21 protein-coding genes, 1 tRNA gene and 1 pseudogene are annotated in these 19,451 nt (G+C 58.2%); 16 read left to right on the top strand and 7 right to left on the bottom strand.

The window, feature by feature from the left end; translation table 11 throughout:
* Positions 1-125: 125 nt before the first annotated feature.
* Complete coding sequence (gene ettA / locus ACR0C5_RS07905) at positions 126-1,781, bottom strand: energy-dependent translational throttle protein EttA (protein ID WP_480875797.1); 1,656 nt, start codon at positions 1,779-1,781, stop codon at positions 126-128.
* 136 nt (positions 1,782-1,917) lie between these two features.
* Between ettA and ACR0C5_RS07900 the strand changes: the two genes are divergently transcribed.
* From ACR0C5_RS07900 to dacB, 3 genes are all read left to right on the top strand, one after another.
* On the top strand, positions 1,918-2,388 hold the full coding sequence (locus ACR0C5_RS07900; protein WP_480875795.1) for an MOSC domain-containing protein: 471 nt from the start codon (positions 1,918-1,920) through the stop codon (positions 2,386-2,388).
* Between the two features lie 32 nt (positions 2,389-2,420).
* Positions 2,421-3,041 carry a nicotinate-nucleotide adenylyltransferase gene (locus tag ACR0C5_RS07895; RefSeq protein WP_480876216.1) on the top strand — a complete coding sequence of 207 codons (621 nt, stop codon included), beginning with the start codon at positions 2,421-2,423 and terminating at the stop codon, positions 3,039-3,041.
* Between the two features lie 66 nt (positions 3,042-3,107).
* On the top strand, positions 3,108-4,586 hold the full coding sequence (gene dacB, locus ACR0C5_RS07890) for a D-alanyl-D-alanine carboxypeptidase/D-alanyl-D-alanine endopeptidase (protein ID WP_480875793.1): 1,479 nt from the start codon (positions 3,108-3,110) through the stop codon (positions 4,584-4,586).
* A 2-nt stretch (positions 4,587-4,588) separates the two neighbouring features.
* Here dacB and ACR0C5_RS07885 read toward each other — a convergent pair whose 3' ends face one another.
* Both ACR0C5_RS07885 and ACR0C5_RS07880 read right to left on the bottom strand, forming a co-directional pair.
* Entirely contained in the window at positions 4,589-5,011 is a 423-nt protein-coding gene (locus ACR0C5_RS07885; protein WP_170772402.1) for a tellurite resistance TerB family protein, read from the bottom strand.
* A gap of 83 nt (positions 5,012-5,094) precedes the next feature.
* Positions 5,095-5,562, bottom strand: coding sequence for an Lrp/AsnC family transcriptional regulator (locus ACR0C5_RS07880; RefSeq protein WP_480875789.1), 468 nt, complete (start codon positions 5,560-5,562; stop codon positions 5,095-5,097).
* A gap of 102 nt (positions 5,563-5,664) precedes the next feature.
* Between ACR0C5_RS07880 and phhA the strand changes: the two are divergent.
* The 4 genes and pseudogenes from phhA to ACR0C5_RS07860 all read left to right on the top strand — a co-directional run.
* Positions 5,665-6,471: pseudogene (gene phhA, locus ACR0C5_RS07875) on the top strand (phenylalanine 4-monooxygenase); the annotation flags it as partial.
* Between the two features lie 131 nt (positions 6,472-6,602).
* Entirely contained in the window at positions 6,603-8,177 is a 1,575-nt protein-coding gene (locus ACR0C5_RS07870; RefSeq protein ID WP_480875786.1) for a lysine--tRNA ligase, read from the top strand.
* 48 nt (positions 8,178-8,225) lie between these two features.
* Entirely contained in the window at positions 8,226-8,627 is a 402-nt protein-coding gene (locus ACR0C5_RS07865) for a DUF4864 domain-containing protein (protein ID WP_170772393.1), read from the top strand.
* Between the two features lie 129 nt (positions 8,628-8,756).
* Entirely contained in the window at positions 8,757-11,045 is a 2,289-nt protein-coding gene (locus ACR0C5_RS07860; RefSeq protein ID WP_480875782.1) for a glycosyl hydrolase family 28-related protein, read from the top strand.
* Between the two features lie 9 nt (positions 11,046-11,054).
* Here ACR0C5_RS07860 and ACR0C5_RS07855 read toward each other — a convergent pair whose 3' ends face one another.
* Positions 11,055-11,738 (bottom strand): hypothetical protein, encoded by a 684-nt coding sequence (locus tag ACR0C5_RS07855; RefSeq protein ID WP_237217996.1) that lies wholly within the window; start codon positions 11,736-11,738, stop codon positions 11,055-11,057.
* Positions 11,739-11,861: 123 nt separating this feature from the next.
* On the opposite strand from ACR0C5_RS07855, the gene ACR0C5_RS07850 reads away from it, so the two are divergent.
* The 5 genes from ACR0C5_RS07850 (at position 11,862) to ACR0C5_RS07830 (ending at position 14,042) form a co-directional block, all read left to right on the top strand.
* Positions 11,862-12,188, top strand: a complete 327-nt coding sequence (locus tag ACR0C5_RS07850; protein ID WP_170772389.1) for an antibiotic biosynthesis monooxygenase family protein — start codon at positions 11,862-11,864, stop codon at positions 12,186-12,188.
* Between the two features lie 66 nt (positions 12,189-12,254).
* Entirely contained in the window at positions 12,255-12,662 is a 408-nt protein-coding gene (locus ACR0C5_RS07845) for a universal stress protein (protein ID WP_170772387.1), read from the top strand.
* A gap of 82 nt (positions 12,663-12,744) precedes the next feature.
* Complete coding sequence (locus ACR0C5_RS07840; protein ID WP_170789783.1) at positions 12,745-13,170, top strand: excalibur calcium-binding domain-containing protein; 426 nt, start codon at positions 12,745-12,747, stop codon at positions 13,168-13,170.
* Between the two features lie 17 nt (positions 13,171-13,187).
* On the top strand, positions 13,188-13,541 hold the full coding sequence (locus ACR0C5_RS07835) for an MmcQ/YjbR family DNA-binding protein (RefSeq protein WP_170772383.1): 354 nt from the start codon (positions 13,188-13,190) through the stop codon (positions 13,539-13,541).
* 210 nt (positions 13,542-13,751) lie between these two features.
* On the top strand, positions 13,752-14,042 hold the full coding sequence (locus tag ACR0C5_RS07830; protein WP_480875776.1) for a hypothetical protein: 291 nt from the start codon (positions 13,752-13,754) through the stop codon (positions 14,040-14,042).
* 121 nt (positions 14,043-14,163) lie between these two features.
* Here the strand turns inward: ACR0C5_RS07830 and ACR0C5_RS07825 are convergent, their stop codons facing one another.
* Both ACR0C5_RS07825 and uvrB read right to left on the bottom strand, forming a co-directional pair.
* Entirely contained in the window at positions 14,164-14,592 is a 429-nt protein-coding gene (locus ACR0C5_RS07825) for a hypothetical protein (protein ID WP_480505800.1), read from the bottom strand.
* A gap of 90 nt (positions 14,593-14,682) precedes the next feature.
* On the bottom strand, positions 14,683-16,869 hold the full coding sequence (gene uvrB, locus ACR0C5_RS07820; RefSeq protein WP_480505802.1) for an excinuclease ABC subunit UvrB: 2,187 nt from the start codon (positions 16,867-16,869) through the stop codon (positions 14,683-14,685).
* Between the two features lie 153 nt (positions 16,870-17,022).
* Here uvrB and ACR0C5_RS07815 point away from each other — a divergent pair, with 153 nt between their 5' ends.
* The 3 genes from ACR0C5_RS07815 (at position 17,023) to ACR0C5_RS07805 (ending at position 17,910) form a co-directional block, all read left to right on the top strand.
* The gene (locus ACR0C5_RS07815) at positions 17,023-17,334 is read left to right on the top strand and encodes an ETC complex I subunit (RefSeq protein WP_170772375.1); all 312 of its coding nucleotides are present in this window, start codon (positions 17,023-17,025) and stop codon (positions 17,332-17,334) included.
* The gene (locus tag ACR0C5_RS07810) at positions 17,288-17,812 is read left to right on the top strand and encodes a GNAT family N-acetyltransferase (protein ID WP_480875772.1); all 525 of its coding nucleotides are present in this window, start codon (positions 17,288-17,290) and stop codon (positions 17,810-17,812) included. The genes ACR0C5_RS07815 and ACR0C5_RS07810 overlap by 47 nt, the downstream gene beginning before the upstream one ends.
* Before the next feature lie 21 nt (positions 17,813-17,833).
* Positions 17,834-17,910, top strand: a tRNA-Arg gene (locus tag ACR0C5_RS07805).
* A gap of 41 nt (positions 17,911-17,951) precedes the next feature.
* On the opposite strand, the gene ACR0C5_RS07800 is transcribed toward ACR0C5_RS07805, so the two are convergent.
* Positions 17,952-18,143: a hypothetical protein gene (locus ACR0C5_RS07800; RefSeq protein ID WP_170772373.1), complete on the bottom strand. Its 192-nt coding sequence runs from the start codon at positions 18,141-18,143 to the stop codon at positions 17,952-17,954.
* 173 nt (positions 18,144-18,316) lie between these two features.
* Here ACR0C5_RS07800 and iolG point away from each other — a divergent pair, with 173 nt between their 5' ends.
* Entirely contained in the window at positions 18,317-19,315 is a 999-nt protein-coding gene (gene iolG / locus ACR0C5_RS07795; protein ID WP_480875769.1) for an inositol 2-dehydrogenase, read from the top strand.
* Positions 19,316-19,451 lie beyond the last annotated feature (136 nt).

Here is a 19,451-nt window from a genome sequence, read left to right as displayed (position 1 = left end):
ACTTCCGGATCGACCGTTGCTTGCGACTATGACGCAATGGTCGCGGTCCGATGTCTTTCCAAACGGTGCAATGCGTCCAATCGCCTGAAACAGCGATTGGAACACACGTTTGAAAGTTCGGGTTCTCACCGGGCAAACTTCTTATGCTTCAAGCGCTTAGGCTCCAGCGCGTCCGGTCCCAGACGGCGCTTTTTGTCCTCTTCGTAATCCTCGAAGTTGCCCTCAAACCACTCCACATGGGCGTCGCCTTCGAAGGCCAGAATATGCGTGCAGATGCGGTCGAGGAAAAAGCGGTCGTGCGAAATCACAACGGCGCAGCCGGCGAAATCGACCAAAGCGTCTTCCAGCGCGCGCAAGGTTTCGACGTCGAGGTCGTTGGTTGGTTCGTCGAGCAGCAGGACGTTGCCGCCCTCTTTCAGCAGACGCGCCATGTGGACGCGGTTGCGCTCACCACCGGATAGCAGCGAGACTTTCTTCTGCTGGTCACCGCCCTTGAAATTGAAGGACGAGCAATAGGCGCGGGAATTGACCTGAGCATCGCCCAGCTGGATGATCTCGGCGCCGCCGGTGATCGCCTCCCAGACGGTGTCGTTGTCTTTCAGGTCGTCGCGGGACTGGTCGACATAGGACAGCTCGACCGTATCACCCAGCGTGATGGTGCCGCTGTCGGGCTGTTCCTGACCGGTGAGCATTTTGAACAGGGTCGATTTACCGGCACCGTTGGGGCCGATGACGCCCACAATGCCGCCGGGGGGCAGGGCGAAGTCCAGCCCTTCGATCAGTTGCTTGTCGCCCATGTGCTTCGACAGGCCCTCGACCTCAATCACCTTGCCGCCAAGGCGCTGACCGTTGGGGATGACGATCTGGGCGCGGGTCAGTTTTTCGCGCTCGGACTGCTCAGCCAGCTCGTTATAAGCGTTGATCCGGGCCTTGGATTTGGCCTGACGGGCCTTTTGGCCCTGACGCATCCATTCCAATTCGCGCTGTAGGGTCTTCTGCTTGGACTTGTCCTCGCGCGCTTCCTGCTCCAGCCGTTTGGCCTTTTGTTCCAGCCACGAGGAATAGTTGCCCTCGTAGGGGATACCGCGACCGCGGTCGAGTTCGAGGATCCAGCCGGTGATGTCATCCAGGAAATAGCGGTCGTGGGTGACGATCAGGATGGTGCCCTTGTAGTCGATCAGGTGCTGTTGCAGCCAAGCGATGGTCTCGGCGTCCAGGTGGTTGGTCGGTTCGTCAAGCAGCAGCATGTCGGGCGCTTCCAGCAGCAGCTTGCAGAGCGCCACGCGGCGTTTCTCACCACCCGAAAGGTTGGCGATGTTGGCATCGTCCGGCGGGCAGCGCAGCGCCTCCATCGAGACGTCGATCTGGCTGTCCAGATCCCAGAGGTTCTGGCTGTCGATTTCGTCCTGAAGCTTGGCCATTTCCTCGGCAGTTTCGTCCGAGTAGTTCATGGCCAGTTCATTATAGCGGTCGAGGATCGCCTTCTTTTCCGCCACGCCCAGCATGACGTTTTCGCGCACGGTCAGGGTTTCGTCCAGCTTTGGTTCCTGCGGAAGGTAACCGACTTTGGCACCTTCGGCCGCCCAGGCCTCGCCGGTGAAATCCTTGTCGAGACCGGCCATGATTTTCATCAGGGTCGACTTACCCGCGCCGTTGACGCCCACAACACCGATTTTCACACCGGGCAGAAAGCTCAGGTGGATGTTTTCAAAGCACTTCTTGCCACCGGGATAGGTCTTTGAGACACCCTGCATGTGGTAGACATATTGATAGGCGGCCATGTCGCGTCCTCTGGGTCGGGGAAATTGGGTTGGCCCGCTTGATATCCAAGCCGGGCGGGCGGGGCAAGCTGGTGGTTTTGTGATTTTGCATTTGGATGGGCGGCGGTAGATGTCCAAACGTAGCAAAGGGGGAGGCATGGCGGATTTGGCGGAATTGATTGCAGGATGGGCCAAGCCGGGTCGGCTGGAATGGATTGGTCTGCGCCCTGATCGCAGGGTCGAGGTTCAACCGGTCGATGCGGTTACGATCTCCGCCGACGGCTTGAAAGGCGACCGCGCAGGTGCCGGCAAGCGTGCCGTGACGCTGATGCAGCAGGAGCATCTGGCGGCGATAGGATCCTATCTTGGGCAGGGGCCGGTTGCGCCCGAAATCCTGCGGCGCAATCTGGTTGTTTCAGGGATCAATCTGGCCGCTCTCAAGGGGCGTGAGGTACAGGTTGGTGAGGCCATTCTTCGTTTTACCGTCATCTGCGCGCCGTGCAGCCGGATGGAGGAGGCATTTGGCAAAGGTGGCTATTCCGCCGTGCGCGGCCATGGGGGGTGGTGTGCCGAGGTCGTCAAACCCGGACGGGTCAAGTTGGGCGATGTCGTGCAGCCGGTTGATTGACAAGCCGTCCCAGTTCTGAACATCAGCAGGGTATGGAGCGTTACGCGATACCATATGCGCGGCCCGGTCAGGTGATCGGGCTGTTCGGGGGATCATTTGATCCGCCGCATCAGGGCCATGTGCATGTCACGCGTGAGGCGATGAAGGCCTTTGGGTTGGATCGCGTGTGGTGGCTAGTATCTCCGGGAAATCCGTTGAAGGAGCGCGGGCCTGCACCCATGTCCCAGCGGGTGCAGGCGGCGCGGGATGTGATGCAGCATCCCAGGGTCGAGGTGACGGATATCGAAGCTCTGACGGGGACGCGCGCGACCGCGGATACGTTGGCGGCGCTGCGCAGGTTATACCCGAGGGTCAGGTTCGTGTGGCTCATGGGGGCTGACAATCTGGCGCAGTTTCATCGCTGGAAAGACTGGCGGTTGATCATGGACAGCATCCCGGTGGGCGTGGTCGCGCGGCCGGGAGATCGCATCTCGGCCCGAATGTCACCGGCGGCACGGGTCTATTCCAGCTACAGGATCGACGGGCAGGCGCGGCATTTGCTGGGGCGGGCCGAGGCCCCGGCATGGTGTTTTGTCAACACACCGATGGTTGACGTCAGTTCAACTGATCTTCGCAATCGCGGCATCTGGGCGAATGGGGTGTTGCCGGAATAACCTTCGTGCGCACATAATCCTTTTTGACTGGTTGTTTGCCTGAACCCTCTGGGATTTTATCGACCCATGGCTGATCGCTTTTCACGACGTGGTTTTCTTGCAGGCCTTGGGGCGGTTGTGGTCCCCGGCATTGCGCTGGCGGATGCGCCCTTGGTTTCGTTGCGGCCTCAGATCCGAGGGCCACAGAAAAACGGGGCCGAACGGCTGATCCAATCGGCGGGGCTGCGGGGCGAAGTGGCTTTTGCCGTGGCCGACGTCAAGACCGGTGTCGAGTTAGAGGCGGTGGGCGGAGATCTCGGGTTGCCTCCGGCCAGTGTGGCGAAAGCTCTGACCGCGCTTTATGCGCTGGACGTACTGGGGTCAGACTATCGCTTTGAAACCAAACTGATCGCGAATGGGCCGGTCGAGAATGGCATTCTGAACGGAGATCTTATTCTGGTCGGCGGCGGTGACCCGCTGCTGGATACGGATGCGCTGGCCACAATGGCGGCCAATTTGCGAGAGGCCGGGATCACCGAGGTGCGCGGTGCGTTCAAGGTCTATGACGGGGCGTTGCCCTATGTGTTCAGCATTGACGCCGGTCAGCCGGATCATCTGGGATACAGCCCGGCGCTGAGCGGGATTGCATTGAACTTCAACAGGGTTCACTTTGAATGGAAGCGCGAGGGCACGGATTATACCGTGACGATGGATGCCCGAAGCGCGCGCTACAAGCCAGCTGTAGATGTGGCAACTATGCGGGTCGAAAGCAGGAAAGCCCCGATCTACACCTATGAACCAAGCGCGCGGCAAGATCGCTGGACCGTTGCCCGCGGGGCGCTGGGCAAAGGTGGCGCCCGGTGGTTGCCGGTACGCAAACCGGCGCTCTACGCCGGGGATGTGTTTCGGACATTGGCGCGGTCGAACGGGATTGTGCTAGACCGCGTGCAGGTTGCGAACCAAGCGCCACAGGGCAGTTTGCTGGTCACGCATTATAGTGACACGCTGGACAATATTTTGCGGGGAATGCTGAAATATTCGACCAATGTGACGGCGGAATTGGTGGGCATGACGGCGTCCAAGGCGCGTGGTGCCGATCTGCACACCCTGCAAGACTCGGCCGACGAAATGAATCGCTGGGCCGCCGAGGCATATGGGGTCAACGGCATTGAGATGGTTGATCATTCGGGGCTGGGGGATGCGTCTCGGGTCGCGCCGGGTGATCTGGTCAAGGCGTTGATCGCAGCGCAGAAAGCCGGAGCGCTGCGGCCTTTATTGAAGAATTTCAGGTTGTTGGACAGTCAGGGAAGACCCGTCAAAGACCACCCGATCAAGGTGGACGCCAAGACAGGGACGTTGAATTTCGTCTCGGGTTTGGGAGGTTTCATCACCACGCCAGACGGGTCCGAACTGGCCTTTGCTATCTTCACAGCTGATGTCGACCACCGGGCCACAATCCCGCGCGCGAACCGGGAGCGCCCGGCGGGCGCACGCAGTTGGAATGCGCGGTCGCGCAGGTTGCAGCGCGCTTTGATCGCACGTTGGGGAACGCTGAGCGGCAGCTAGGATCAGGTGGTGTGACGTGCCCGTGCGCCGCGTTCAATTGCAGCGGCGTGCAGGCGGTCGACGTTTAGTTCGTAACGGATTTCTTCTAGCAGGCGCAGTTCCGTCTCGGCCAGGGATCCGTCCGCAGCGGCCACGTCGCAAGCCAGGGCATATGCGGTTTCGTTCAGCCGCTCGGGCAGGTTTTCCCGGATCAGACCAAACAGCGCATCCAGCCCGTCCTCTTGTTCGAACAGGTCGAACACGATCTGCGAGACTCGGCGGGTGCGGTCGATGTCATACTCGGCAAAGACCGGCAGCATGTTCACAGCGGCTTCGATTTTAACCAGTTCAGCCGTGCGAATGGTTTCGTCCGATGCTGAGATCGCCACCATGATCGCAACAAGGCAATCCTGCGGAGACATCGGGTGAGGCACTTGATCGGTCATGGCGTGGTCCTGATAGAGCTGTTCTGAACGCGCACGATAGGAGGGACCGGGATCGGGTTCAACGGATTTCGGCGGCCAAAGCGTCACAAGATGGGCAACGGCCCACGCGTTTTGGTCTGGCGCAGCACGAAATTGCTGCGTGTGTCGCGGACAAGGCCGGATTTCAACAGGCGTTGCATGATGAAATGTTCAAGGTCCTCGGGGGTGCGCGCGTAGACCTTCAAGATGAAATCGTGATCCCCGGTGATCGAGGCGCATTCGACGATCTGGGCTTCGGTCTCAACCAGACGCAGGAAGGACGCGATGCTGTCCTCTTGGTGGTCTTTCAACGCGATGTGAACGTAGGCGATCGCATTCAGCCCCACCGATTTTGCGGGCACCCGCGCGGCATAACCGGAGACGACACCCGTTGCCTCAAGATCCCTCACGCGCCGCCAGCATTGCGAGGCCGACAGCCCGGTCCGGTCGGCAAGCTCTTGCATGGACAGACGTCCGTCTGACTGAAGCTCTTGCAGGATAGCGATGTCAGCAGGTTGAATGGTTTGGGTCATAATCAGCACATTATTGAAATGTTTGGGCCAAAAATCCAGCAATTTCTCATGCTATTAAGTCAATTTTACCACGAGTAAGGGCTAAAATTCTATCAAGGAGGACGTTCCATGCCCAAATCCACCAAATACGTGGCCAAGCAGGCCGACGCGCGCGGCCATATTGCCTATACCGCCGAGGAGGATGCGGTTTGGGCGGACCTTTATGCAGCGCAGCAGGAAAATGTGCAGCGCTACATGGCGCGGGAATATCTGGACGGGTTGAATCGGTTGGAGATGCCCAAGACCCACGTGCCGTCCTGCGCGGATATATCCGAGCGTCTTCTGGACCTGACCGGGTGGCGGGTTCAACCGGTTCCGGCGCTGATCGGGTTCAAGACCTTCTTTGGTATGCTGGCGGATCGAGTTTTTCCTGCAGCTTCGTTCATCCGGTCGCGCGAGGATTTTGACTATATTGAAGAACCCGACATCTTTCACGAAATCTTCGGCCACACGCCCTTACTGAGCGACCCACGTTTTGCGGCTTTCAGCCATGCAATCGGCAAGGCTGGGGTGCAGGCGGGGGGCAAGGACTATGCGTGGCTGATACGCCTCTATTGGTTTTCGATTGAATTCGGATTGCGCCGACAGGGCGGACAGATCAAGGCGCTGGGCTCGGGGCTGGCGTCTTCACCTACAGAGCTGGTTTATGCCGTGGAAAGTGACATACCCGACCGGGACCCGTTCGACGTGATGACGATCTTGCGTACGCCGTATCGGATCGACATGCATCAGATGGGGTATTTCGTGCTGGACGATCCCGAAGAGCTGTTTGCCGCTGCCGATCGGGATCTGCTGGCCGATGTGCATCAGGCGCAGCGAATGGGTTTGCTGCCGAACAAGTTCCCGCCGAAAGTGACGGCAGCCGAATAAACCGCAACCGGGGTTTCCGCTCAGAAAAACAGCGCGCTTTATTGACTCATGCTGCACCGGCACAATAGGAGGGGTCGGTCGGGTCGCAAAGGGCGTCCGGCGCTGTATTTCCCGATGGAGCACCTGAGAACATGTCTGAACTGCGTGAAACCGCGATGTCGTCCAAGGCCTGGCCTTTCGAAGAGGCGCGCCGGGTCCTAAAACGCTACAGACAAGGTGCGCCGGAAAAGGGATATGTTCTGTTCCAGACCGGCTATGGCCCGTCGGGCCTGCCGCATATCGGCACCTTTGGCGAGGTCGCGCGGACCTCGATGGTACGGCATGCGTTTGAACAGATCAGCGATATTCCGACCAAGCTGATCTGCTTTTCGGATGATATGGACGGCTTTCGCAAGGTTCCGACCAATGTGCCGATGCAGGACGAACTGAAAGAAGACCTGCATCTGCCGCTGACCAAGGTGCGCGACCCGTTTGGCACGCATGAAGGCTTCGCGCAGCACAACAATGCGATGCTGTGCGATTTTTTGGATAGTTTTGGGTTCGAGTATGAATTTGCCTCGGCCACCGATTACTACACCAGCGGCAAGTTTGATGAGGCGCTGCTGATCGCGCTGGAGCGCTTCGACAAGATTCAGGAAATCATGCTGCCGACCCTCGGGCCCGAGCGGCGCGAGACTTATTCCTGCTTCCTGCCGATCAGCCCGAAAACCGGTCATGTGCTGCAGGTGCCGACGCTTGAACGCAACGTGGCTAAGGGCACGATTGTTTATCAGGAGCCTGATGGCGAAAGGGTCGAAATCCCGGTTACGGGCGGCAACGTCAAGATGCAGTGGAAGCCCGACTGGGCCATGCGTTGGGCCGCGCTGGGCGTGGATTATGAGATGTCCGGCAAAGACCTGATCGACTCCGTCACGCAATCGTCGAAAATCTGCCGGGCGCTGGGCAAGCAGCCGCCCGAAGCGCTCAGCTATGAGTTGTTCAATGATGAGCAGGGGCAGAAGATCTCGAAGTCCAAGGGCAATGGTTTGTCGATGGAAGAGTGGCTGACCTATGCCGCGCCGGAAAGCCTGTCGTATTTCATGTACCAAAAGCCCAAAACAGCCAAGCGTCTGTACTTTGACGTCATTCCCAAGGCGGTGGATGAGTATCACCAGCAATTGCGCGCCTATCCGGGGCAGGAATTGAAGGCGCAGTTGAACAACCCGGTCTGGCATATCCATGGCGGTGACGTGCCTGCATCCACGCTTATGGTGCCGTTTGCGATGCTACTGAACCTTGCATCAGTGTCTGGTGCCGAGGACAAAGAAGCGCTGTGGGGTTTCATCCGCCGCTATGCGCCCGAGGCGACCGCAGAAACGCATCCCGATCTGGATCAGGCGGCGGGCTTTGCGGTGCGCTACTTCAACGATTTCGTCAAACCCACCCGACAGCACCGCGCGCCGACTGATCAGGAACGTGAGGCACTGGAAGCGTTGAAGGCCGCGTTGCAAGCCTATGATGGTCCGCTTGAGGACGAGGCGCTGCAATCAGTGGTTTACTCCATCGGGCGCGAGCGATTCGACCCGATGCGCGGATGGTTCACAGCGCTCTACGAGGTTCTGCTGGGGGCCTCGCAAGGGCCGCGCTTTGGTGGGTTTATTGCCCTTTACGGTGTGCCCGAAACGATTGCGCTGATCGACAAGGCTTTGACCGGAGAGCTGGCCTGATTTGACCTGACATGATGTGGGGCTACCCTTGCCAAAGGAGGTAGCCCCATGCGTCGTATCTTGCTTGCCCTTTCGTTGAGTGCCGGTTTGGCCACGGGTGCATTTGCCCAAAGCACCGAGATCGAAGCCAATATCGCGGCGCAGATACAGGCGTTCAAAGCGGATGATTTCGCCACCGCCTTTACCTTTGCAAGCCCCAACATCCAGAGCATTTTCCGCACGCCCGAGAATTTCGGGAACATGGTGCGCAACGGCTATCCTATGGTCTGGCGACCCGCTGATATTCGGTTTCTGGAACTGCGCGAGATCGCGGGCGCGCTGTGGCAAAAGGTACTGATCGTTGATGGTGCCGGACAAACTCATATTCTGGATTATCAGATGATTCAGTTAGAAAATGGCTGGAAGATCAATGGCGTGCAGTTGCTGGGCAACTCGGACCCCGCGGCGTGACGCAACACCACCGTCACGGTGACATGAGTAGCGATTAACACCCTTTCTGTACTCAGGCTTTTGCGCTCGGGGTGGCCCCGAGCCCTGGGTTAATGCGCGCTGATGGGTGCGATTGGGAAAGGGATTTCTATGAATAAGGCAATCACCGACGGCATCGTGTTCATGCCGCCTGCTTTTGCAAACGGCCTGAACGTCTGGTCCAGCGGCGACGGAACGCCCGGCTCGCCGACCTATGAAGGCTCGGGCACCGGCGCTTTTGTTCCGGCGGATGCGGATTTCGGCGGCTGCCTTGAAATCCTCAAAGTCAGCGCCACGCAAAAGCTGCGTTATATGGGGCAGACCCCGTTGCAGCCGGGGTGCTATCTTCAGATCAAGGCGCGGGTGAAGGCAATCAGCGGGCCTTTGCCCGAGGTTCGGATCGCGGCCTGGGCTGGTGGCGCGGGTGAGACACATTTGGATGGGGTGATCGAGCAAGGCCCCGCAACCCAACTGTCGGGCTATGGCGCCGTCCATGAAATCACCGCGATTGTCGGGGCGGGGCAGCGCACCGGCGTGGATATGCCCTGGGGCGTGACCGCGATTTATGGCCATTTCGGACTTGATCTGATCGGAGCGAATGGCTCGATCGTGCGGGTGGATGATATCGAGATCACGGATGTGACCGGTGTTTTTCTGCGCGACATGATTAGCCTTGTGGATGTACGCGATTTTGGCGCGGTCGGTGATGGGGTTGCAGATGACACGTCCGCCTTTGTCGCGGCGGACCAGGCTGCGGGTGGACGCCGGGTTTTTGTGTCTGAAGGCACTTACCTGCTGACTGAAAATACCACCATCGCGTCCGAGATCGAGTTTGAGGGCACCGTCACGATGCCTGACGATAAGATGCTGCTGTTGACCAAGAATTTCGACCTGCCAGCTTATATCACCGCGTTCGGGGATGAGGAGTTGGCATTTAAAAAGGCATTTCAGGCGCTGTTGAACAATGCGGACCATGAATCCCTGGACATGGGTGGACGCAAGATATCGGTAAACGGCCCGATTGAAATGGCCGCAGCCGTTCCGAACCGGCAGAGTGGTTTCTCCACCCGTCGCGTCATTCGCAATGGCCAGTTCGATGTCAAAGACAATGCAGCCTGGGATACCGAGACCTTCACTTCGGTCGCAACCTACAACCCATCCGATCCGACTCGGCTGACCAATGTCGCCAATGTTGCGAATATTCCAGTTGGGTCCTTGGTAGGTGGCAATGGTGTCGGGCGCGAGATTTACGTGCGGTCCAAGAATGTTGGTGCGGGCGAAATCACTCTGAACGCCCCGATTTATGATGCGGCGGGCACGCAGTCGTTCTCGTTTTTTTCGTTCAAGTACTTGCTGGATTTCATGGGTTTCAGCACCCTGCGCAAATTTGGCATGGAAGAGATCGAGTTCCAGTGCAACGGTCGATGCAGCGGCATTCGTCTGGCACCGTCTGGCAGTACATTTGCGATTACCAACTGCTTTGTCAGCCGTCCGAAGGATCGCGGGATTACTTCAATCGGTACCGGCTGTCAGGGGATGTTGATCGACAATTGCCAGTTCCTGTCGGCTGAGGAGTCTTTCAACGTCTCGGATCGCAGATCCATCGCCCTGAACGCGACAGCGAATGATATCAAACTGCGCCACAATCGTGCTGTCAGGTTCCTGCATTTTGCCGTTCTGGGTGGGACGAACAACCTGGTGCTGGGCAACCACTTCTTCCAGGGCGACAGCATTGCTCAGGGCGTGCGCAGCGCCGGGTTGGTTATGATCGGGACCTATAACAGCTCGACCATTTCCGAGAACTATGTCGATAATTGCTTTTTGCAGTGGACTAATGAGCGGGACGCCAATCCGGCGTACACGGCGGGATTTTCGTTCAGCGCGATGACCATAACCGACAATATATTCTATTGTAACGAGGTCGCACCCTGGTTCAGCAATATTGTCATTCGGCCGCACGGGCCTGGCCATTTCCTGAATGGTGTCGTTGTTGCTGGGAACAAATTTCGCTCCATCAACGGCGCGATCGACCGAGCCGAGCGGGTGGATACGACTTTCGCGGATTTCAACCATTTCGCGCATCTGAACGTGAGTTTCAGGGACAACACGTTTCATGGCATCTCGGCCAAGGTTGAAAACCCGCTGCGTCTGGTTCACGCGCAAAGCTCGAATTCGTCGGTCTGGAGTATTGGGTCGCAAGCGCGTCTTCCATTTGGCGGAAAAGCCCGCGGGTGTGACGCGGTTACGGTGTTGGGTCCATTGAAGAACGCTTTTGGCGGGACTATCCACGACACACCTTATGTGGAGCTGGAACAGGGCAGCGGGAAGGACGTTATTAACCTGCGCTGGGCGCAATCCTTGCGCGGATCAGTCTCGACCATCATCCGAATGGAGCGCTGAGCGGCGGCGTCAGAACTCGGACCAGATTGCCAGTTTGATGCCCGTGTCATTGCGGGCATCTTTCCGCTCCAGCCCCAGTACCCAGGTTGTCGGGCTGTCCTGCCACCGGATCATGGCCGACGGCCGGACCCGCCAGAACAGAGAGCTTCCGCTGCGATAAGCGGTCTCGACCTGAAGCAAAGGGTTGATCAGCCGCGCTGAATTCAGGCCTGTTGTCAGGTCCAGTTTGCGATAGAGCGCGTCGTGGGTGCGGTATTCCAATGATGCGTCCAGGGCCACCCAGCCATTGCCCCATCCGGTCGAGTACCCCTTTCCATAGGACAGGGTTGCCTTGTACAGCGCCCATGCTCCACGATAGCGGTGATGCACACCAACCCCGAACTCTGCGGCAAACCGCCCCTTTTGCTGTAAATCGGCAACCGGGATGCGGGCAAAGACGGTCGCATGACCGTAGAGGTCTCGGTTCTCTTCAAAATCGAACCCAATTGTCAGATTGTCCCGAGCACCCCATTCGGCATAAAGCGCGGATGCATAGTCATACCCCTGGTCGGGTTCCTTGAACACCGTCACCGACGCCGCCGTAAAAGCGGAATCCTTGCCGCGCAACCATGCGCCCGACCACGCAGGCGAGGCCAACAGGATAATGAACAAAAGGTAAAGAGCCCGGTACATGGGCGCAGCATCGGTCAGCATGGTTAACGGATCGTTAGTGAAATGACGAATTCCCGCAGCCGTGGCAAAGTGCTGAATTCGCCAACAAAGGCGGGACCTTTGGAAATCCTATGCTAGGCTGGGCTCAATAACAGGAGATTCCAGATGCCGAACATTGCCAAGAACACCAGCGTCCAAACCGTGATCACGACCTTCGAGATGACGCCCGGTACCTGTCAAGACCTGCTTGAGGCGCTGACTGACGCCTATGCCGATTTCATCTCGAAGCAGCCCGGCTTTGTGGCGGCGGGGCTGCATGTCAATGACGCTCAGACGCGGATCGCCAATTACTCGCAATGGGAACGGCGCGAGGATTTTCTGGCGATGCTGCGCACCCCGGAAATGCGCGACCGGAATCGCAAGATCAACGAGCTGTGCAAAAGCTTTGAACCGGTGATGTACGATGTTGCCGAAACTTTTAGCGGATCGTGACCTAAATCAAAGCCGTGCCTTGCGAATTGGCGCATCCTGACCGCGAAATGAACGGAGGTGCGCGTCATGTATCACAATATTCTGGTCCCGATTTCCTTTGATGCAGAGCGGGATATTTCCGGCCCGCTGAAACTGGCCAAGGTGTTGGCAACCCCGGATGCACAGGTCACGCTGCTGCATGTGGTCGAGCATATCCCGAACTACGCGATTTCCTATATGCCGCCCGAATATCTGCGCGAAGCCCGCAAGGCTCTGCAAACCGAATTGGACAGCTTGGCCGCCAAACTTCCCAATGCCAAAGGTGTGGTTGTCGAAGGGCATTCCGGGCGCACCATTCTGGATTGGTCCGAAGAACATAAGCCCGACCTGATCATCATGGCGTCGCATCGTCCGGGGATGCAGGACCTTCTGTTGGGATCGACGGCCAACCATGTGGTCCGGCACGCGTCCTGCGCGGTCCATGTCGTCCGTTAGCGGCGCGGATTTCTGTTCCCATCACTCTGGCCACCATCTTTTGGGCCTCGGTTTTGACATAAACCGGCGTTAGTCTTTGGCCATGTCGACGAACGAATCCGAGTCGCGCTCGCTTTTTACCGATCCCAAGGCTCCGGCACGTGTTCGACGCGCCGAGGCACTGCGTAAACGGGCTTTGTCGCCCGTTCGCATCTTGTTGATGGTCCTCATGCTGCCAGTAACGACTACGGGGATTGCGCTGGGCGTCTACCTGCGCACCTCGGAGTTCGAGCAGGAAGAGGCTATGCTACACCTAATCGCGATGGTTGGATGCGCGACGGCAGTCAAAGTGATCCCCGGCCCGTACTACGCTGGTGAGCCGGGTTATCACCTGCGAAACGACCCTGACGGGGATGGCGTAGCGTGCGGTTCGGCCCCGCGTCTTACCACCCCGGCCGTGACCGAAACCCCGCAAGTGGCTCAACCGGCCGAGCGCTCCGTCGGCAGTGCCAAATTTCTGCGACCCTAGTTTTCCAGGCAATGGCGATGACCCGAGACGAATTCAACGCGTTCTGCGCCAATCTCAAAGCCACAACCCATGTGGTGCAATGGGGCAATGCGGATGTGTGGAAAGTGGGCGGCAAGGTGTTTGCGATCTGCGGCTGGCACGAGGGGCGCGACGCCGTTACCTTCAAAGCCACCGATCTGGCGTTTGAGGTCCTGAGCGACGTCCCCGGCATCCGCCCGGCGCCCTATCTGGCCTCACGCGGGATGAAGTGGTTGCAGGTCTATGAGGAACGCGGGATGAGCGACGCCTCGCTGCGCGAGCATATCGTGACGTCTTATGATCTGGTGGTGGCGAAGCTGACCAAGAAGGTACGGGCGGAGTTGGGCGTTTAACCTACGCGCTAGCCCCGCAACATCTCAGTTCTATGCGCTGGGTTGCAACTTTGGAGTGTCAGTCAGCATGCTCGGGTAAGGCGCGTGGTTGAAAATGTGCTGAAATCGTAAGTATCAATACGAGATTTGTGCCTGCCATGCTACCTTCTGCGCGGCGGGATTTCTTTGATCGCGCCCTACGGCAATTTCGCCAGACGAGGGAGGAAAGTCATGTTTGCACGTATTACTCAATTCAAAATGAAGTCAGGCACGCGCGAGGCCGCGACGGCGAAAATGAACGCATTGAAGTCAGAAATCATGGGCATGCCCGGCATGCATAGCTTTACCAATGTGATGAACGAAGACGGCTCGGGCTATGTGATCTCGGTGGTCGAGAGCGAGGCGACCTCGAACGCGAATGCCCCGAAAGTGGCCGAACTGTGGGGCCATTTCGCCGAGTTCATGGAAGGGCCGCCGACACCGGTTGGGTATGATGTGATTGCCCATTGGGATAAGGGGTGAACGCTGACGTGAGCGAGAAAAACTCGCTCGGGTTCAAACCGATTGAGATTTGCTCACTTTGTCCACATTGCCGTGAAAACGCGATGAAATCTATGTCAGGGATGGTTGCGTTCCGGATGACTTAGGATAGTTGAGCTCCCGCACATTCGCGAAAAACCCGCACTGGGTCAGCAGCGCCGACCAGCGAGAATGTGGCCACATGATCCTGCGTGAATGCGTAGGCTATTTGGTTGTACTCCAACCCATCAAGCACGTTTCCGAAGCCCGTATTCGTGACGGTCAAAGACGTTGCGCCGTTGGAAAGAACATGGTGCGATGTAGAAATCTCGATCGGTGACGAGCCTTCAAAACGCATTGCAAACCACGGGGCTTGTTTCCAAACAGAGTTCGTTTGGGTCACGGTGATTGAATAAAGCGGTTTAGACGGGTCGTAGGTGAGAAATATTTTCGCTGCGTCAGTCTCGTGCGAAAGCGTACAAATTTGACCAACGGTTGCATCCCACGCAAAGGCAGGCGTGCTAAGGATCAGTGATATCAGAACGGCTCGCATACTTTGAACCTAGCCACGGAATGCGGTTAGGCAAGGCGGCTGACGCAAACAACGCCATGTGCTGCAACTTTGTATTGCGTCGCCAACAGTCTAACGCTTCCGTCGCTTCACATTCCCACCGCGTTGCCCCGGACGTCCAGCCGTTGACCGACCACGCGATTTCACCGCATCCTCGGATGCTTTCTCGACCGCCCATTGGCGCGCCATGGGGTCGTCGGCGACGGCCAGATCGACCGCCTCCAGACGTTTGATCTCATCCCGAATATTGGCGGCCTCTTCGAATTCAAGGTTCTCGGCGGCTTTGCGCATCTGTTCGCGCAACCCGTCCAGATGGGCCTCAAGGTTGGCGCCGTGCATCGGTTTGTCGATGGTGGCGGTGACGCGGTTCATGTCGACGTCGCCCTCATACAACCCGGCCAGAACGTCCTCGACATTCTTTTTCACCGTCTCGGGGGTGATCCCGTGTTCCTCGTTATAGGCGATCTGCTTGGCGCGGCGGCGGTTGGTCTCGTTCAACGCGCGTTCCATGGAACCAGTGATCTTGTCGGCATACATGATAACCCGGCCCTCGGCATTCCGCGCGGCGCGGCCGATGGTCTGGACCAGAGAGGTCTCGGACCGCAGGAACCCTTCTTTGTCGGCGTCCAGAATGGCGACCAGCCCGCATTCGGGAATGTCGAGCCCCTCGCGTAGAAGGTTGATGCCGACCAGCACGTCGAAGGCCCCCAGCCGCAGGTCACGCAGGATTTCGATCCGTTCGATCGTGTCGATATCCGAGTGCATGTAGCGCACCTTGATGCCCTGTTCGTGCAGGTATTCGGTCAGGTCTTCGGCCATGCGTTTGGTCAGGGTCGTGACCAACGTGCGGAAGCCATCGGCGGCCACCTTGCGCACCTCATCCAGCAGGTCGTCCACTTGCATCGAAACGGGGCGGATTTCGACCTCGGGGTCCAGCAGGCCGGTAGGGCGGATGACCTGTTCGGTGAAAACGCCACCCGATTGGTCCAACTCCCACGCCGCAGGGGTGGCTGAAACAAAGACGGATTGTGGGCGCATGGCGTCCCATTCTTCGAACTTCAGGGGGCGGTTGTCCATGCAGGACGGCAGGCGGAACCCGTGTTCGGCCAGTGTGAATTTACGACGATAGTCGCCCCGGTACATGCCGCCGATTTGCGGGACCGAGACGTGGGATTCGTCGGCAAAGACGATGGCGTTGTCGGGGATGAATTCGAACAGGGTCGGGGGTGGTTCGCCCGGCGCACGGCCGGTTAGATAGCGCGAGTAGTTCTCGATCCCGTTGCAAACGCCGGTCGCCTCAAGCATTTCCAGATCGAAATTGGTACGCTGTTCCAGTCGCTGGGCTTCCAGCAATTTGCCTTCGCCGACCAGTTGGTCCAGCCGGATGCGCAACTCTTTTTTGATGCCGATGATCGCCTGCTGCATCGTGGGCTTCGGCGTCACGTAGTGCGAGTTTGCGTAGACCCGGATCTGCTCCATCGTATCAGTTTTCTCACCGGTCAGAGGATCAAACTCGGTGATTTGTTCCAATTCTTCACCGAAGAATGACAGCTTCCACGCACGGTCCTCAAGGTGGGCAGGCCAGATCTCCAAGCTGTCCCCACGAACCCGAAAGGACCCACGCTGAAACGCCTGGTCGTTGCGGCGGTATTGCTGAGCCACCAGATCAGCCATTACCTGCCGCTGGTCATATTCGCTGCCGACTTTCAGGTCTTGCGTCATCGCCCCGTAGGTTTCGACTGAGCCGATGCCGTAGATACAAGACACCGACGCCACGATGATCACATCATCACGCTCCAACAACGCGCGGGTGGCCGAGTGGCGCATCCGGTCGATCTGTTCGTTGATCTGGGATTCTTTTTCTATGTAGGTGTCGCTGCGCGGCACATAGGCCTCGGGCTGGTAGTAGTCATAGTAGCTGACGAAATACTCGACCGAGTTTTCGGGGAAGAAGCCTTTGAACTCACCATAGAGCTGCGCGGCCAGCGTCTTGTTGGGCGCAAGGATGATGGCGGGACGCTGGGTTTCTTCGATCACCTTGGCCATGGTGAAGGTCTTGCCCGTGCCGGTCGCGCCTAGTAGAACCTGATCCCGCTCGCCATCCTGAACGCCGCCTGCCAGTTCCTTGATGGCCGTTGGCTGATCCCCTGCGGGGGAAAAATCGGTATGCATGACAAATGCCTTGCCGCCTTCCAGTTTCAGGCGGGCGCGGACGTCTTCGGCAGTCAGCTGGGTCTTGTCGGAATGTGCATAGGCCATAAGGGGAGATTCCTTTCGAGCCTGATTTTGATCTGTTTTTGTTCTTGTTCAAGAGGCCATTTCAATCACACCAAGTTGCGACATTTACGGACTTGTCCACGCAGCAGCTCTGACGCATAAACATGCCCAGCCAAGTGAGTACGGAGAGGCGACATGCGCGCACGGATTTACCAGCCTTCGCGAAATGCGATGACCTCGGGGATGGCCAAAACCCGCAAGTGGGTTCTGGAGTATGCCCCTGCTTCGTCGCGTGAGGTTGATCCGTTGATGGGCTGGACCTCCTCCAGCGACACGCAAACTCAGGTGCGCCTGAAATTCGACACCAAGGAAGAGGCGTTGGATTACGCCAAGGACCACGGAATTGATGCTCAGGTGACCGAGCCGCACAAGCGCAAACCCAACGTTCGAGCAGGTGGATATGGAGAGAATTTCGCCACCAACCGGCGCGCACCCTGGACGCACTGAATTGATCGACATCCGCGAAGCTGACCCAACATCGGACGCGCTGCGCCCGGTGATTGAGGCGCATTTTGCCCATAGTGAAACTGCGGGACCGGCGGAAAGCAATCATACGATGGATGCCAGCGGTCTTGCGGGGCCTGGTATCCGGTTCTGGGCGATGTTTGACGCCGAACAGGCCATCGGCTGCGGTGCGCTCAAGGCGTTGCCGGATGGCACGGCCGAAGTTAAATCCGTGCATATCGTCGCGGCGGCGCGTGGCCGGGGTCTGGCGCGCGCCATGATGGCCCATCTGGCGGATGTCGCGCGGTCTGACGGGATGCAGGCACTGGTTCTGGAAACCGGGGCAGCCCATTTGCCCGACTATGACGCGGCGCGTAAGCTTTACGAGGCGCTGGGCTATTCCTATTGCGGCCCGATCTTTGGTTACTCCGAAGACCCAAACAGTGCCTTCATGCGCTTGGCCCTTGAACCCCGCGCATAAAAACCGCAAGAAGGGCGCAGCGGTCCCTTAGCTCAACTGGATAGAGCAGCTGACTTCTAATCAGCAGGTTGAGGGTTCGAGTCCTTCAGGGATCGCCATTTCTCACCGGTTTGGCCCGACAGGCCCGAGCATCGCGCGATCACCGCGCCAGAACATACCGCGCGACCAGAAAGATGCCGACAAGTGCGGCGATCATGATCTCGGGGTTCTGTTCGAAATATCCGACCCAGTACGAGATATTCGACCCTCCGCCACCACCTCCGCCGCGGTAGCCACCGCCACCGCCGACAGAACCGCCAACCGTACCCGTGGCAATTCCATATTCAACCATTGCAACACCCCCCGGAACTCACAAACAGGGCTGCATCTTATCATGAAACCCAAGAAAAATCCTCTGTCGGTCGAACCGGGTGCTGACACTGGAATACGCAACAGCAAAAAAATTCTTGCAACCGGTTGCAAAAACCAACACTGTGGCTTGGAGTAAGGATTCGAGGAACCCTCATGCTGAACGTCGGATTGATTGGCGCGGGACGGATTGGCCGTGTTCATGCTGAGGCTATAGCCGGGCATGCGCAATCCAAGTTGAGCGCCGTGTCTGACGCTGTGGCCGAGGCCGCCGAAGCTCTGGCAAGCGCATATGGGGCGCAGGCATGCACCTCCGAGGCGGTGATCAATGACCCGGCGATTGATGCGGTGCTGATCGCGTCACCGACGGACACCCATTCGGACCTGATCGAAGCGGCGACCCGTGCCGGAAAGGCGGTTTTGTGCGAGAAACCGGTTGATCTGGACCTGAAACGGGCAATTTCCTGCCAACAGGTCGCGGCCGCAACGGGTCAGCCCGTGATGGTCGGGTTCAATCGCCGCTTCGATCCCAGTTTCGCGTCTTTGAAGCAGGCTTACACCAGCGGAGATATCGGCAAGGCCGAGTTATTATCGATCACCTCTTTCGATCCAGCTCCGCCGCCCGTCAGCTATGTCAAAACCTCTGGCGGGTTGTTTCGGGACATGATGATCCATGATTTCGATATGGCGAATTACCTGATGGGGCAGGCGCCGATCACGATTTCTGCGGTTGGATCCTCGGTTGTGGATCCCGAAATCGGGGCTGTTGGAGACGTGGATACCGCTGTAACCACAATGACTTACGCCAATGGTGCCATCGCGGTGATCAAGAATTCGCGGCGTGCAGCCTATGGTTATGATCAGCGGGTTGAATTGCTTGGGGCCGCTGGGTTGCTTCAGGCCCATAACGTTCTGGAAAACACGGTCGTCAAATCCACGGTCGATGGCGTGGTTGGAGCAAAGCCAACGTATTTTTTCCTGGAGCGCTACATGCCAGCCTACCGGGCCGAATGGGATGCGTTTGTCGGCGCGGTGCAAACCGGCATGGCGATGCCCGTCACGTTGGAGGATGGCGTGACCGCCTTGGCAATGGCCGAGGCTGCGACGCGCTCGGCAAAAACCGGGCAACCGGTCGCTTTGGAGGATGTGTTTTGAAACCGGTTGCAAAATTGCCGGATATCCTCAAACTGAGGAAAGCCCGGTGCCGAACCGGGGCAGAGGAGATTCGGTTTAACCGAATGGCCGGGCAAGCCCGGCACACAGATTGACTGTTCTATTGGGAGGAATGGAA

The sequence above is a fragment of the Ruegeria sp. N8 genome, assembly GCF_056531325.1.
This window is presented reverse-complemented; position numbering and strand designations above follow the sequence as displayed.

What these genes read in the sequence shown, in the direction of transcription:
- ettA (WP_480875797.1), bottom strand. Translation starts at nt 1,781, where the DNA reads ATGGCCGCCTATCAATATGTCTACCACATGCAGGGTGTCTCAAAGACC.
- ACR0C5_RS07900 (WP_480875795.1), top strand. Translation starts at nt 1,918, where the DNA reads ATGGCGGATTTGGCGGAATTGATTGCAGGATGGGCCAAGCCGGGTCGG.
- ACR0C5_RS07895 (WP_480876216.1), top strand. Translation starts at nt 2,421, where the DNA reads ATGGAGCGTTACGCGATACCATATGCGCGGCCCGGTCAGGTGATCGGG.
- dacB (WP_480875793.1), top strand. Translation starts at nt 3,108, where the DNA reads ATGGCTGATCGCTTTTCACGACGTGGTTTTCTTGCAGGCCTTGGGGCG.
- ACR0C5_RS07885 (WP_170772402.1), bottom strand. Translation starts at nt 5,011, where the DNA reads ATGACCGATCAAGTGCCTCACCCGATGTCTCCGCAGGATTGCCTTGTT.
- ACR0C5_RS07880 (WP_480875789.1), bottom strand. Translation starts at nt 5,562, where the DNA reads ATGACCCAAACCATTCAACCTGCTGACATCGCTATCCTGCAAGAGCTT.
- ACR0C5_RS07870 (WP_480875786.1), top strand. Translation starts at nt 6,603, where the DNA reads ATGTCTGAACTGCGTGAAACCGCGATGTCGTCCAAGGCCTGGCCTTTC.
- ACR0C5_RS07865 (WP_170772393.1), top strand. Translation starts at nt 8,226, where the DNA reads ATGCGTCGTATCTTGCTTGCCCTTTCGTTGAGTGCCGGTTTGGCCACG.
- ACR0C5_RS07860 (WP_480875782.1), top strand. Translation starts at nt 8,757, where the DNA reads ATGAATAAGGCAATCACCGACGGCATCGTGTTCATGCCGCCTGCTTTT.
- ACR0C5_RS07855 (WP_237217996.1), bottom strand. Translation starts at nt 11,738, where the DNA reads ATGCTGACCGATGCTGCGCCCATGTACCGGGCTCTTTACCTTTTGTTC.
- ACR0C5_RS07850 (WP_170772389.1), top strand. Translation starts at nt 11,862, where the DNA reads ATGCCGAACATTGCCAAGAACACCAGCGTCCAAACCGTGATCACGACC.
- ACR0C5_RS07845 (WP_170772387.1), top strand. Translation starts at nt 12,255, where the DNA reads ATGTATCACAATATTCTGGTCCCGATTTCCTTTGATGCAGAGCGGGAT.
- ACR0C5_RS07840 (WP_170789783.1), top strand. Translation starts at nt 12,745, where the DNA reads ATGTCGACGAACGAATCCGAGTCGCGCTCGCTTTTTACCGATCCCAAG.
- ACR0C5_RS07835 (WP_170772383.1), top strand. Translation starts at nt 13,188, where the DNA reads ATGACCCGAGACGAATTCAACGCGTTCTGCGCCAATCTCAAAGCCACA.
- ACR0C5_RS07830 (WP_480875776.1), top strand. Translation starts at nt 13,752, where the DNA reads ATGTTTGCACGTATTACTCAATTCAAAATGAAGTCAGGCACGCGCGAG.
- ACR0C5_RS07825 (WP_480505800.1), bottom strand. Translation starts at nt 14,592, where the DNA reads ATGCGAGCCGTTCTGATATCACTGATCCTTAGCACGCCTGCCTTTGCG.
- uvrB (WP_480505802.1), bottom strand. Translation starts at nt 16,869, where the DNA reads ATGGCCTATGCACATTCCGACAAGACCCAGCTGACTGCCGAAGACGTC.
- ACR0C5_RS07815 (WP_170772375.1), top strand. Translation starts at nt 17,023, where the DNA reads ATGCGCGCACGGATTTACCAGCCTTCGCGAAATGCGATGACCTCGGGG.
- ACR0C5_RS07810 (WP_480875772.1), top strand. Translation starts at nt 17,288, where the DNA reads ATGGAGAGAATTTCGCCACCAACCGGCGCGCACCCTGGACGCACTGAA.
- ACR0C5_RS07800 (WP_170772373.1), bottom strand. Translation starts at nt 18,143, where the DNA reads ATGGTTGAATATGGAATTGCCACGGGTACGGTTGGCGGTTCTGTCGGC.
- iolG (WP_480875769.1), top strand. Translation starts at nt 18,317, where the DNA reads ATGCTGAACGTCGGATTGATTGGCGCGGGACGGATTGGCCGTGTTCAT.